Source organism: Nodosilinea sp. E11, from assembly GCF_032813545.1.
GTDB lineage: Bacteria > Cyanobacteriota > Cyanobacteriia > Phormidesmidales > Phormidesmidaceae > Nodosilinea.
In genome coordinates this window covers 3,240,392-3,253,072 of the sequence record NZ_CP136520.1, presented here as the reverse complement: position 1 = coordinate 3,253,072, position 12,681 = coordinate 3,240,392, and the positions used below count along the sequence as shown (strand labels likewise).

The window sequence follows — 12,681 nt, the reverse complement described above, 5'->3', positions numbered from 1 at the left end:
TTGGTAAATGGGGAAAGCAAAAGCCCATGTATCATGCAACACCAACAGCTCCCTTAGTATTCCTGCCTAAGGAGAAAGCTACGCGATCGACATCACATTTAATAAAGCGCCCTATTCAGACAGCGCCCAATGACGCATCACCAGCTAAGGGAAAGCAGAGGCTATTGAGAGCCCAACCGGCTGGCGACAAACGACTCCAGCCGATCCATACCGGTCAAGATAGTCTCCATGTCGGTGGCGTAGGAGATGCGCAGGGTACCTTCCGCCCCAAACGCAATACCTGGGATCGCCGCTACATGCTTTTCGTCGAGCAGTTGGGTACAAAAATCAAGGGAGGGGATATCTAGCGCACTGATATCGATATAGAGATAAAATGCCCCCTCTGGAGCACCACAGCTGAGACCATCAATGGCACGGCACCGTTCAATAATCACCTGCCGCCGCTCGGCAAAAGCATGCCCCATGGTAGCAATGCAATCTTGAGACCCCTCCAGGGCAGCGATCGCACCATACTGAGCAAAGGTGCACACATTCGACGTGCTGTGGCTCTGAATAGTGCTCACAGCCTTGATCAAATCGACGGGTCCAGCCAGATAACCAACCCGCCAACCGGTCATAGAATAAGCCTTGGCAAACCCGTTGCTGATAATGGTGCGCTCAAACGATTCAGGCGACACCGCCCCAATGCTGAGGTGGGTAGCCCCGTTATAGAGAATTTTTTCGTAGATTTCGTCTGACACAACCCAAATATCAGCCTCTACCACCACTGCTGCCAGGGCCGCAATCTCTGCGGGTGAATAAACCATACCCGTGGGGTTAGAGGGGCTATTGAGAATAAATAGCTTGGTTTGGGGTGTAATCGCCTGGCGCAGCTGCTCGGGGGTGATGCGATAGTTTTGCTCAGCGGTCGTGGGCACAATCACCGGTGTACCTCCAGCTAGCTTCACCATTTCGGGGTAGCTGAGCCAGTAGGGGGACGGAATAATCACCTCATCGCCCGGTTCAATCAGCGCCATCATCAGGCCGTAGAGCGAATGCTTACCGCCGTTGGTGACAATCACGTTTTCAGGGCCATAGCACAGGCCGTTGTCGTGCTGAAGCTTATGGGCGATCGCTTGGCGCAGTCCCGGCTCACCGGCCGCCGGACCGTAGCGAGTTTTACCCTGGTCGAGGGCGGTCTTGGCCGCCGCTCGAATATGATCGGGCGTTTCGAAATCGGGTTCTCCAGCACTAAAGCTACATACCGACAAACCCTCGGCCTTCATCGCCTTCGCCCGAGCCGAAATAGCCAGGGTCATCGACGGAGTTACACAGGTTACACGGTTTGCCAGAGCTAATGGGGGCACGACCATACCTCAACGAACGGCGGCTACAGACCTGTGCAAAAACAGCGCCTTTAGCCTGAACAAAAACACATTCCCCATAGAGTAGATCGTTTAGCCGGTTCTGGCCATTGCAGGCCGGGGTTTTTCCGCGATCGCGTTCAGTCAATGGCCCGCAGTGCTCCCCTCTCAACAACGCGATCGCAGCTTAAAAAGATTTGGTAAACATCCCCCCGTTCCAGCCCTACCCTCTGCCCACCGATCAAAACCGTAAAGGCTCTTAGCGTGGTCACTACAGCCCTTGCCGCCGGCTACAAAACCGGGAAGATTGGTGCAGGGAGCTACCGAAAATAAGAAATCCGCAGATTTACGCACAAAGATTTTCCTGACTGAGGCCCGGCAGGTTTGTAACTAGGACTAGAAGCGCTTACAAGGCCATGTCCTATGCATCCTCCCTATCCCCTTTCTTCGATGACCCGTCTGGCCTGCACCGCTAGCCTGGGCCTGATGATCACCACCACCCTAGGGCTGTCAGTTCACTTATCAGCTCACAACCCGGCTAGCCAACAGACCGCTGCTCTCCTTGAAGACGATCGCGGTAGCGGTCGTCTCAGCCGCCTGCCTACGATCGCTGAATTACTCAGCTTTCGCGGCAGTGGCCGAGTTGAGCCCACTACCCCCTCTCGCACTACCGGATGGCATAGCCCGCTGGCCTACCGAGGCAGCGGCAGAGTCACTCAGACTCGCAGCTAAATCGTCTGGGTGCCAACCCTCGAGCCGATTTAATGGGTGCGAGTCTGAGTCAAAGCACTAGGGTTCAATCAACTCCGGCAGTCTCTCAGCCACCCAAGCACCAATAATTGAGATCTACGGATTAAATACCTGATTAACAGCAAAACTTGGGCCGGTTTTAAGTCAAACTTAAGCTTAATCAGGTTGTTGCCCCAGTAGTCAACTATTTGGGCTAGAAGTAAAGCTTTATCAAAGCAAGTATATTAATTCTGCATGTCCATAGTGCATGGTCTTCCAGAAGGTTTAGATTAAGCTATATCTGCTATTTTTGGTGGTTTTTAGCGGTTTCACGCCCTTAGCCGCAGGGGTCGTGCAGCCGCCCGTCGTTATGAGTTGCCCTAAGTCCGATGGCTGACCCTCTTCACTCCATGTCCTTGTCTCCACTACCGGTAGAAGACGAAGCCCTGATTCGCCGTCTTAGCCCTAGCGCGATCGACCAGATTTTGCTGTACATCGCCTTTAGTGCGATGCGTACCGGTGGCCATCGTCACGGCGCTTTTTTAGATGCTGCCGCCACCGCCGCCAAGTGCGCCATCTACATGACCTACCTTGAGCAGGGCGAAAACCTGCGCATGACTGGCCATCTGCACCATATCGAGCCAAAGCGGGTAAAGGCCATTGTCGAGGAAATGCGCCAGGCGCTCACCGAGGGCAAGCTGCTCAAAATGCTGGGCTCCCAAGAACCCCGCTATTTGATCCAGTTTCCTTACATGTGGCTGCGGCGCTACCCTTGGGCACCAGGGCAGTCGCGCGTCGCGGGCACCTCCCTCACCATCGAAGAGAAAACTCTGCTAGAGAACAAGCTGCCTACGCCTTGCCCCGATGCCCGCATTATCAATTCCTTTCAGTTTCTAGAGCTGATCGAGATTCTGCACGAAAAATCTCAAGAAGACCTCCCCGCCGCTCACCAGGCACCCCTCAGCGAAGCCCTGGCAGAGCACATTCGCCGTCGCCTGATTTATTCGGGTACGGTCGCCCGCATTGATGCCTCCTGGGGCGCATCGTACTATGGGCTAGTGCGATCCTCCTACGCTCCAGTCGATGACCAAGAGCGCATGTATGCCATGGTCGAAGACACCGCCCAGTACTTCCGCATGATTCGCGAGTGGGCTAATCGCATACCCGGCACGATGCGAGTGCTAGAGCAGCTAGATATCCCGGTGAGCGATCGCGAGGTCGCCCTCCAAGAACTTGACGAAGTCATCCGCGCCTGGGCTGACAAATATCACCAGCCAGGGGGTGAGCCGACCTTGCTACAGATGGTCATTGGCCACCACCTCAAATAGGCACAGTCTGCCCGGGTTATACCAAATCCGATTCCCATGTCCCCGAGTTCCAACAGACCAACTCGTAGGGGCACATGGCATGCGCCCTGCCGGAATCGGGGGTAGCCAAGCAAGCTTTGGTATTACTCCCCTATGGGAGTAATCAACAGGTCCGGGGCAAAGCCACAGCAGTTTTCTCAGTTATAGCCATAGCCGACAGGACGTTTTGCTTGCAACGATCTCTGCCTGTCATTCCTGCATAGAGGGGAATGACGGCTCTGTCCTAACCGAATTAGCTATAGCTATAGTAGGGCTCAAAGAGAGACCGCTAACGCTACCGGCGGCGCACGGTGCGGCCAAAGCTAGGCAGCTCTACTGCGGCAATAGATTTAATCTTTTTCTGCGATCGCAGTGGGTACACGAGCGGCGAGGGGACGACTTTAGCGTCGGCAGTTAGGTCGGCTGGCAAAGTCGGTGCCGCCGCTGTCGTCGGTGCCGCCGCAGGAAGGGGGGCCGTCACCAGCGGGGGAATCGGCAGTGGCTCTGGCATAGGTACATCAGCGGGCGGAGCGGAGGCCACCGGCTCTCCCCAGGGAGACGGTTCGGTAAAGAGAGAAGCCGCAGTGGTTGAGTCCGAAGCTGGTGTCGACGCTACCTCTACCCAAGGATCGATCGCAGCAGGAACGACCTCGGGGACTTGCTCTAGAGATGCCTTGGGAGCTGGCTCTAAGGACGCCTCAGGGGCTTGCTTTGGGGGCGTTGTTGGGCCAACCGTGACTCGGGGCTGAGGTTCGACCTCAAGCACCGACATCTCCACAAACCGGCTACTCGATAGCTCTGAGACAGCAAACAGGTCAGGCTGCACTTCCACGGGGGTAGGCTCTACTAGAGTAGCTGGGCTAGCGCCCCGCAGCCCTCGCAGCAGATGAGTCAAACTAGGGTTATCATCCAGCGAAGCCTTACCCGCCGACCAGGGTTGAATTTGCTGCGATCGCGGCATAGTCACGGGCTGATTGTCAGGCTCGGCAGCCGACACCGCCAGGGGGACCGGCGCGGCCCCAGAGACTGAGCTTGAGGCCGGAGTCATATTGAGACATTTCTCAAGCGCGGCTTTGAACTGAAGCGTGTAGCGCTGCTGCCGGTGCAGTCGAGCCTTGAGATCGCGGCAGGTCTCCTCGGCCTGGTGTAGTGCCGTATTTTTGTCACCAAACCGCTGTTGCAGCAGTGTGCACTCTCGCTCTAGCTGCGCCACCCGCTGTTGGGCAACATCTAGCTCAGCCTGCAAAGTCTCATTGTGAATGGTCGTGCGCCGCAGCCCATCGTTGGCAACATCAAGTTCGCTGAGCAGTTGGGCAATTTGCTGTTGCACTGGGCCAGGTTGGGCTCCCATGGGCAGCGCAGCAGGATTGGCAGGAGCCTGATTACGTTCTACCTCGGCTTGCAGGGCCACCTGCGATCGCTCCAGATCTTCTTCTAGCTCGCTCACCCGCAGCAGCAGCGCATCATTGCACTGGTTGAGATCTTGAATCAGCTGCACCAAATCTTCAGGGGCTGGTTCTGGCTGAGCATCATAGGCCACCGCTTGCGGCCCAGGCTCTGCACCCCTCGACACCGCCTCAGCTTCTGCCCCAGAACCCTCTATCCCAGGGCTCTCTGCCTCAGAGATCGTCGTTAAGGGCATCTGACCAGGAAACGTCACACTTTCCCAACCAGCGTCGGTTTGGGATGGATAGATAGGTACCCCAGGCTGCTCCGGGGATCTCGTTTCCTGGGTTTCTGAGGAACCACTCGAAGCCGTAGTGTCAGTCATAATATCGCCTGATCCTGGTCGCGTCGTCTCACACTCAACATTCAACCGCTAGTAGGGCTGTTGACCCCAAGAGTAGCTAATCTTGTCAATATATTCACCTCTTTATAGTCTATTTGGTTTGAATATTTCGTTTTTGTAGCTTGAGATTTTTCGTTGTCCCGATTTTTCCAAGCCCGCCTTGGTCAAACTTTGGCGGTCAAGAGCGTAATCTCGATCTCCTGATCGTCTGTCAACGCGTGAAATATCGCCTGGATAGCGCACCCTAGAGGGCAATTCAAACCTACAGCGCCCCATTACAACTCCAGGGGCCATCTCACCGATTCGCCATCGCTTTCTGACTAATTTCAGACCAAAGTTTCCGGGAACCCAAACGCTCCCTTTGATAGACATAGGAATCCACAACTTTGAATAGAGTTCGCTTGGGAGGGGCGATCGCCATCGTTGGCAGCCCCAGCCAAGGGGCAAACTGGCCCCTGAAAGGCTACCTACAGGCGCGGATTGTCTACCATGAAAGATCGGGGGCAAGCGAGCCCCAGTTGTGCTGTCGTTTTGGGGTTAGTAGCGTTAAACAATGATTAGATCAGGGGTTCGCACCGTACTTTTGGTAGCCGCTGCTGGCGTCGCCCTAGCCGCTACTGCTGCCTGTAGCCAATCTACCAACCTAACCACTGCCCCGCCGGCCGAAACCGAGGTAGCTAGCCCGCGGCAGAGCGATCGCGATCCCCAGACCCTGCGACTGCTCTATAGCCGATCGGCCCTCACCCTCAATCCCCACCTGGCCACTGGCTACCAAGATTTTGAAGCGGCTCGGATCGTCTACGAGCCTCTAGCCAGCTACAACCAGGCTGGAGAGCTGGTACCCTTTCTCGCTGACGAAATCCCCTCTCTAGAGAATGGTGGCGTCGCCGAAGACGGCACCTCTGTCACCTGGACCCTGCGCCCTGACGTCACCTGGGCCGACGGCGAACCGTTTACCGCCGACGATGTCGTCTTCACCTTTGAATTTATTCGCAACCCCTTAGTTGGGGCTGCCACTGCCCAGTTTTACGAAGGAGTAGACCGCGTTGAGGCGATCGACGACTACACCGTCAAAATCACCTTTGCCAATCCCACCCCGGCCTGGTCGGTGCCTTTTACCGGCCAAACCGGGCTGATTTTGCCCCGTCACCAGTTTGCCGACTTCAACGACCAAACTGCCCGTGAAGCCCCCGCCAACCTCCAGCCCGTAGGCACTGGCCCTTACCAGGCGGTAGGGTTCGAGTCTGGCACCGTGATCTTTGAGCCCAACCCTAGCTACTGGGGCGGACGACCGGCCTTTGAACGCATCGAACTGTTGGGCGGCATGGCTCCCTATGCGGCGGCTCGAGAAGTTTTGCAGGCTGGCACCGCAGACTTTGCCCACAACCTCCAGGTTGAAGCCGAGGCTCTCAGCGCCCTAGAAACCGATGCTGGCGGCCATATCGATACCTTGTTTGGCTCCCAGGTAGAGCGCATCATGCTCAATTTTGCTAACCCCTTTGCCCGCACCGAAGCTGGAGAGCGCTCCAGCCCTGAGATTCCGCACCCCTACTTCAGCGACCTGCGGGTGCGTCAGGCCATCAACCTGGCGATCGATCGCGACACCATTGCCCAAACCCTCTACGGCACTGCTGGCAAACCCACCGCCCAACTGTTGGTAGCCCCGACCAACTACCAATCGACAGAGATCGACTACACCTACGATTTAGAACGCGCCAAAGCCCTGCTAGATGAAGCCGGCTGGGTCGACAGCAACGGCGACGGTCGGCGCGAAAAGGATGGCGTTGCCCTAGAGGTCTTGTTTCAGGCGGCGGTCAACCCAGTGCGCCAAAAAACCCAGGCCATTGTCAGCGACAGCCTCAAAGAACTCGGGGTAGATGTGCAAATTGCGCGAGTGCGCATGGATGAGTTTTTCTCGGGAGACCCCCAAGACACCGGCAGCCTCAACCACTTCTTCGCCGACATGCAGGTGTACTCTATCGGCAACGAAAACCCCGACCCCAGCACCTATATGGGCTGGTGGACCTGTGCCAAAATTGCCTCCCAGGCCAACCAGTGGCAAGAACCCAACAATGCCCGGTACTGCAACCCCGAATACGATCGCCTCTGGGCAGAAGCTAAGCAAGAACTCGACCCCGATCGCCGCACCGAACTATTTCAGCAAATGAACGAGCTACTGGCTGAAGATGTAGCGGTGATTCCAGTGGTGCATCGGGCCATGACCAATGCGGTCAGCGATCGCCTCACCGGCGTCGCATTTACCCCCTGGGATGCCAGCACCTGGGCGATCAAAGACTGGCGACCAGCCCCTCTAGACTCCGAAGCTGAGCAGTAGCAAGCTTCGCTATCTCTGCCATCGCCTCCGTCAGGCGATGGCGGAGGCCAAATAACGCGCCTTCCTCTGATCCAAGACCAGCCGATTCATCTCTGGGGAACCCACCTTAGCAAGCACATATAGCCGCAGTCCCTTGGGTTAGGACATCCAGAAACCTTAAAAACGTTCGAGCGCTCAAACGTTTTCAGAGACATTGTCGTAGCCAGACTGGCTATAGCTATACCAAAGGCAGAAGCTCAAGATTTTGTGGCGATTTTGTCGTTTTCTGACAAGGTCAAGGCAGAATGGTTATCTGTAACAACTGACCAACCCTATGACCTCTGAACCCACTGTTACCAGTCCGGTGGCGTCTCCCTTAGCCGCGATCGCCCTCAAGGTGGCTGGCGCGATCGCCATTTTGTCAGCCCTATTAGACTTTTTAGTTCTGCTGATTCCGCCAAACCTGGCCAACACCCAATGGCAGTTGGCGACCACAACCCAACTCGTCGATCGCGGCATTGTACCCATGATTGGTATGGCCCTATTGCTGTCTGGGTTTTGGCTCGAAAGCTCAGTCGGGCGAGTTGCACAGCGCAAGAACTTAACCACGGACCTGCGTTTTTGGGTATGCTCCCTTGCCAGTCTTCTAGGTTTACTGTACCTGCTGCTCATTCTGCTACACCTCAGTGCCGTCAGGCTCTCTAGCCAGACTGCCCTACAGCAAGTTAACACCGAGGCGGGCGAAGCCGCCACCCAGCTACAGCAGCGCCTTTCTACCGAACTGAGCCAGCAACAAACCCAGCTCGGAGCCCTGCTACAAAACGATGAACTGCTGGCCCAAGCCATTCAAAGCGGACAGTTACCTCCAGATATTGAACAGTACCGCAACAATCCCGAAGGGCTGACTCAATTCTTACAGCAACAGGCCGACCAAGCCCAACAGCAGATCGAAACCGAAATTGGTACCCGCCGCGCCCAGGCCGAGCGCCAGGTCAGAACCGAGGCTTTGCGCTCAGGTATTCGAGTCTCGATCATTAGTTTTTTGCTAGCCGCTGGTTACTCAATCATTGGCTGGCTAGGGCTTAGGCAGCTGCTATCACTCACTCGAGCAGCCTAGCCCAGGGCCTGCATCATGGCTTGTTGGGCCACCGCTTGGTAAATTTCCTTGAGGTGGCCCATGACTATGGGTGCATCTTCGGGTGGTAAAGGTATCTTGCCGAGCACGTCTAGCACAGTCGTCTCAGCCGGGGTAATAACCACCAGTTCTGGGTCTAAGGGCTGACTATACGCCCAGAACCGCTCTAGCTCTAGGCTGTTAGTCGATGTTATGGGTTCTGCGATCGCATCAGCCTCCACATTAACCGCCGACAACTCAGCGGCCACCGGAGTAGCGCTCTGTCGCCGCTGACGCAGAGCGTCGAGAATGCTATCGCGGCTGCGCCCTCGCAGCTGGAACAGCACAAAGGGATCTTCTCGAAAAAAGTCGCCTAGCTGATAGTAAACAGCGGCAATGTGCTTGCACGGATTTTTGGGGTCAGGGCAGCTGCACTTAGAATGCACCTCTGACAAGTTGAAGGGGTAAAGACTTAAACCATTGGCCGTAAACACCGCTTCAATTTCGGCAGGCATTTCTCCAGCGAGCAGCTGGGCTGAATAGATCGCTTGCTCTGACAGCGAGTCGATCACATAATTCCAGTCTTCGTCGCTAAAGGCATCGAGCCAAATAGACAGTTTGTAGGGTTCCTCAGCGGTACCCTGCACCAGGGCTGTCACTTTAGAGCCCTTATATTCCAGGCTAAGAATGTGGCCTTCGCGGGCATACTTACGCCCACGCTCTAGCCGCTTTTTAAACCGATAAGAGTTAAGCAGATCGACCCAACGCTGAACCCACCATGCTTCGTCTTCTAACGCATAGGCAGAGCTAGAGGAGGACTGGTAAGAGGTCATGGCGCGATCAACCTGTGTGGCACTCTCTTCATACTACAGCCCTGAGAAACCCTAGGGTTTCTCAGGGCTGTACAACCCCTGTAGACTAGCCCATCAGGCTATAGCCTAGCGGCCAATTCCCAGGTATTGGAACCCGGCCCGCACCATGGCTTCGCGGTCGAGGAAATTGCGGCCATCAATCATAATCGGGCTGTTCATCCGCTGGGCCATCGCGGTGTAGTCGAGATCTTGGAACTGCTGCCAGTCGGTCACCAACACTAGGGCATCGCAGCCATCGGCCAGGTGGGCAGCATCGGTTTCAACAATCACGCCACTGAGTCCGTGTCGCAGACCGCTCTGCGACACAATCGGATCGTAGGCTTTGACCTTAGCGCCCAGTCGATTGAGCTGCTCAATCAAAATCAGGGCGGGCGCATCCCGCATGTCATCGGTGTCGGGCTTAAAGGTTAACCCCAGCAGACCCACGGTTTTACCTTTGAGAATTTTGAGCACTTGCTGAAGTTTCTCAAGGGTAATCTGGCGTTGGCGGTTGTTCACCTCCACCGCTGATTTGAGCAATTGTGCCTCGTACCCATAGTCATCAGCGGTATGAATGAGTGCTGCTACATCTTTAGGGAAGCACGACCCGCCCCAGCCAATGCCCGCCTGCAAAAATTTCTTGCCAATGCGAGAGTCTAGGCCGATACCCTGGGCTACCTGGGTGACATCGGCACCCACGCGATCGCAAATATTAGCTACTTCGTTAATAAAGCTAATTTTGGTGGCCAAAAATGCATTCGACGCATACTTCACCATTTCGGCTGAGCTCAGGTCGGTAACCAGGACTGGAACCGGCGCTGCTGTCGAGTCTTCGGCAAAACGACGCTCTACGATTGGGGTATAGAGTTCCTTCATCATGGCGATCGCTCGGGGGCTATTGCTGCCTAGCACAATGCGATCGGGGTTAAAAGTGTCGTACACCGCTGACCCTTCCCGCAAAAATTCGGGGTTGCTGACCACGTCAAAATCAGCGACCATTTCCGGATGGGTCGTTTCAGGAATGCCGCCCGCCGGTACGGGCACTTTCTGCCGTTCTGCCACACCATCCATCACAATCATGCGTACCCAGTCTCCGGAACCAATCGGTACCGTAGACTTGTTCACAATTACCTTATAGCCACCGTTGAGGTGGCTACCAATTCCCTTAGCCACCGCTTCAACATAGCGAGTATCGCTCTCACCAGTGGGCAGCGCCGGAGTGCCTACCGCAACGAACAAAATATCGCCATGCTCAACCCCAGCCTGCAGATCGGTGGAGAACTGGAGATGCCCCGCCTCCATTGAAGACTTCATCAGCTCAGACAGCCCTGGCTCAAAAATAGGCGACTGCCCAGACTGCATGAGCTTCACTTTTTCTTCGTTCACATCGATGCAAACCACGTCGTGGCCTACATGGGCCAGACAAACACCGGTCACTAAGCCCACATAGCCCGTACCAATCACACATACACGCATAGAAAATACCTCTTAATTTAGTTGACATCGTTAGAGCAACGTAGCCGCAGCCAGCTATAGCTGAACTGTGGCTATTGTCGATTGATCCGCAGCTAGGGAGCCGCTACGGAATGCAGAGCTGATGGTGCATCAGCGGAAGCATCGGACTGGGTTAAGCGATCGCGAAAATCGTCAATGGTGAGCTTGAGTCCCTCTTGGAGAGGAACGGTGGGGCTCCAATCGAGAAAAGTCTTAGCCTTGGTGATATCGGGCTTACGACGCTGGGGATCATCTTGGGGCAGCGGCTTATAGATCAAATCGGCATCGGGGTTAACCATTGCCTGCACCGTTTGGGCCAGCTGCAAAATGGTGTACTCATCGGGGTTACCCAGGTTCACCGGGCCGATGTAGTCGCCATTCATGAGCCGCATCAGGCCCTCTACTAAGTCAGACACATAGCAAAAGCTACGGGTCTGGGAACCCGTGCCATAGACCGTTAGGGGAGTACCCTGCAGCGTCTGCACCACAAAGTTGCTCACCACACGACCGTCATTCTCAAGCATTCGGGGACCGTAGGTATTGAAAATACGGGCCACGCGAATATCAACATTGTTTTGACGGTGGTAGTCAAAGGCCAAGGTTTCGGCCACGCGTTTACCTTCGTCGTAGCAGCTACGAATGCCAATGGGGTTGACGTTGCCCCGGTATTCTTCGGATTGGGGATGCACTTCGGGGTCGCCGTAGACCTCAGAGGTAGACGACAACAAGAACCGTGCTTTAACCCGTTTGGCCAAGCCCAGCATGTTCAAGGTGCCGATGACGTTAGTCTTGATGGTCTTAACTGGGTTGTACTGATAATGTATCGGTGAAGCAGGGCAAGCCAGGTGATAAATTTGGTCAACCTCAAGCCGAATAGGCTCGGTCACATCGTGACGGATCAGTTCAAAATAAGGATGATCAAGCCAGTGCAGCAGATTGCGCCGATGGCCCGTATAGAAGTTGTCTAAACAGATCACTTCATGCCCCTGGGTCATGAGGCGATCGATAAGGTGAGAGCCAATGAAGCCAGCTCCACCAGTTACAAGAATTCTCATAGGCCAATAACCAATGAATTAGTACACTACGAGTAAGTAGCTCAACCACAAGCTTACTCTTCCCTCCAGGTAGTGTTGTCCCAACACTGCCTCTTAGAGTTTAATTCTGACCAAATGGCTAACTCTGTATGAAGAGTAATAGCACGAAACCTTTTTTACAATTGTGTTTTTTGCTCTAGAGCGTTGGGTTGAGGTTAGCTTCTTCTATGGACGATCGCTGTCGCCTTTTTGTTTACGGCACCCTTAAACCCGGAGAACGGGCCTTTGCCCAGTTGTGTGAACCCTTTGTAATTGCCACCCAAGTGGCCCAAACTCAAGGCCGTCTGTACCATCTACCCCTGGGCTATCCGGCAATGACCCTAGAATCGGGCTGGGTGCAGGGGGCACTGCTGACGTTTCCCAACATAGATTGTCTAGGCCCCATTGATGCCTTTGAAGAGTATTACCCCGATCGCCCCCAGGACAGCGAATACAACCGCCACCAGCACCCTATCTACGACAGCCAGCAGCAACCGCTAGGAGCAGCCTGGATCTATACCATGGAGCGCGATCGCATAGCAGACCTCGGGGGGCAATGGTTACCGCAGGGCTACTGGAGCGAAACCAAAACGTTTTAGCCAGACTCCCTTCTGCAACACAACAAAAA

Annotated in this window: 10 protein-coding genes; 5 read left to right on the top strand and 5 right to left on the bottom strand. The window is 55.1% G+C overall.

The window, feature by feature from the left end; all coding sequences use genetic code 11:
* Positions 1-161: 161 nt before the first annotated feature.
* Entirely contained in the window at positions 162-1,298 is a 1,137-nt protein-coding gene (locus RRF56_RS16515; protein ID WP_410510624.1) for a pyridoxal phosphate-dependent aminotransferase, read from the bottom strand.
* Between the two features lie 468 nt (positions 1,299-1,766).
* On the opposite strand from RRF56_RS16515, the gene RRF56_RS16510 reads away from it, so the two are divergent.
* On the top strand, positions 1,767-2,075 hold the full coding sequence (locus RRF56_RS16510; RefSeq protein WP_317034274.1) for a hypothetical protein: 309 nt from the start codon (positions 1,767-1,769) through the stop codon (positions 2,073-2,075).
* Positions 2,076-2,482: 407 nt separating this feature from the next.
* A complete protein-coding gene (gene hetR / locus RRF56_RS16505) occupies positions 2,483-3,400 on the top strand; it encodes a heterocyst differentiation master regulator HetR (protein ID WP_317034273.1) in 918 nt (305 codons plus the stop codon).
* Between the two features lie 313 nt (positions 3,401-3,713).
* Here hetR and RRF56_RS16500 read toward each other — a convergent pair whose 3' ends face one another.
* Complete coding sequence (locus RRF56_RS16500) at positions 3,714-5,189, bottom strand: hypothetical protein (RefSeq protein ID WP_317034272.1); 1,476 nt, start codon at positions 5,187-5,189, stop codon at positions 3,714-3,716.
* A gap of 571 nt (positions 5,190-5,760) precedes the next feature.
* On the opposite strand from RRF56_RS16500, the gene RRF56_RS16495 reads away from it, so the two are divergent.
* Together RRF56_RS16495 and RRF56_RS16490 are read left to right on the top strand one after the other, a co-directional pair.
* A complete protein-coding gene (locus RRF56_RS16495) occupies positions 5,761-7,542 on the top strand; it encodes a peptide ABC transporter substrate-binding protein (RefSeq protein WP_317034271.1) in 1,782 nt (593 codons plus the stop codon).
* A gap of 313 nt (positions 7,543-7,855) precedes the next feature.
* Entirely contained in the window at positions 7,856-8,638 is a 783-nt protein-coding gene (locus RRF56_RS16490) for an HpsJ family protein (protein ID WP_317034270.1), read from the top strand.
* Here RRF56_RS16490 and RRF56_RS16485 read toward each other — a convergent pair.
* The 3 genes from RRF56_RS16485 to RRF56_RS16475 form a co-directional block, all read right to left on the bottom strand.
* Positions 8,635-9,468 (bottom strand): SWIM zinc finger family protein, encoded by an 834-nt coding sequence (locus RRF56_RS16485; RefSeq protein WP_317034269.1) that lies wholly within the window; start codon positions 9,466-9,468, stop codon positions 8,635-8,637. The genes RRF56_RS16490 and RRF56_RS16485 overlap by 4 nt on opposite strands.
* Before the next feature lie 105 nt (positions 9,469-9,573).
* On the bottom strand, positions 9,574-10,962 hold the full coding sequence (locus tag RRF56_RS16480) for a UDP-glucose/GDP-mannose dehydrogenase family protein (protein WP_317034268.1): 1,389 nt from the start codon (positions 10,960-10,962) through the stop codon (positions 9,574-9,576).
* A 92-nt stretch (positions 10,963-11,054) separates the two neighbouring features.
* On the bottom strand, positions 11,055-12,035 hold the full coding sequence (locus RRF56_RS16475) for a UDP-glucuronic acid decarboxylase family protein (RefSeq protein ID WP_317034267.1): 981 nt from the start codon (positions 12,033-12,035) through the stop codon (positions 11,055-11,057).
* Positions 12,036-12,241: 206 nt separating this feature from the next.
* Here RRF56_RS16475 and RRF56_RS16470 point away from each other — a divergent pair, with 206 nt between their 5' ends.
* Positions 12,242-12,652, top strand: coding sequence for a gamma-glutamylcyclotransferase family protein (locus RRF56_RS16470; protein ID WP_317034266.1), 411 nt, complete (start codon positions 12,242-12,244; stop codon positions 12,650-12,652).
* Positions 12,653-12,681: the final 29 nt, after the last annotated feature.

Excerpts from the sequence above, each read along its gene's own strand:
- RRF56_RS16515 (WP_410510624.1), bottom strand. The coding sequence starts at position 1,298 with ATGACCCTGGCTATTTCGGCTCGGGCGAAGGCGATGAAGGCCGAGGGT.
- RRF56_RS16510 (WP_317034274.1), top strand. The coding sequence starts at position 1,767 with ATGCATCCTCCCTATCCCCTTTCTTCGATGACCCGTCTGGCCTGCACC.
- hetR (WP_317034273.1), top strand. The coding sequence starts at position 2,483 with ATGTCCTTGTCTCCACTACCGGTAGAAGACGAAGCCCTGATTCGCCGT.
- RRF56_RS16500 (WP_317034272.1), bottom strand. The coding sequence starts at position 5,189 with ATGACTGACACTACGGCTTCGAGTGGTTCCTCAGAAACCCAGGAAACG.
- RRF56_RS16495 (WP_317034271.1), top strand. The coding sequence starts at position 5,761 with ATGATTAGATCAGGGGTTCGCACCGTACTTTTGGTAGCCGCTGCTGGC.
- RRF56_RS16490 (WP_317034270.1), top strand. The coding sequence starts at position 7,856 with ATGACCTCTGAACCCACTGTTACCAGTCCGGTGGCGTCTCCCTTAGCC.
- RRF56_RS16485 (WP_317034269.1), bottom strand. The coding sequence starts at position 9,468 with ATGACCTCTTACCAGTCCTCCTCTAGCTCTGCCTATGCGTTAGAAGAC.
- RRF56_RS16480 (WP_317034268.1), bottom strand. The coding sequence starts at position 10,962 with ATGCGTGTATGTGTGATTGGTACGGGCTATGTGGGCTTAGTGACCGGT.
- RRF56_RS16475 (WP_317034267.1), bottom strand. The coding sequence starts at position 12,035 with ATGAGAATTCTTGTAACTGGTGGAGCTGGCTTCATTGGCTCTCACCTT.
- RRF56_RS16470 (WP_317034266.1), top strand. The coding sequence starts at position 12,242 with ATGGACGATCGCTGTCGCCTTTTTGTTTACGGCACCCTTAAACCCGGA.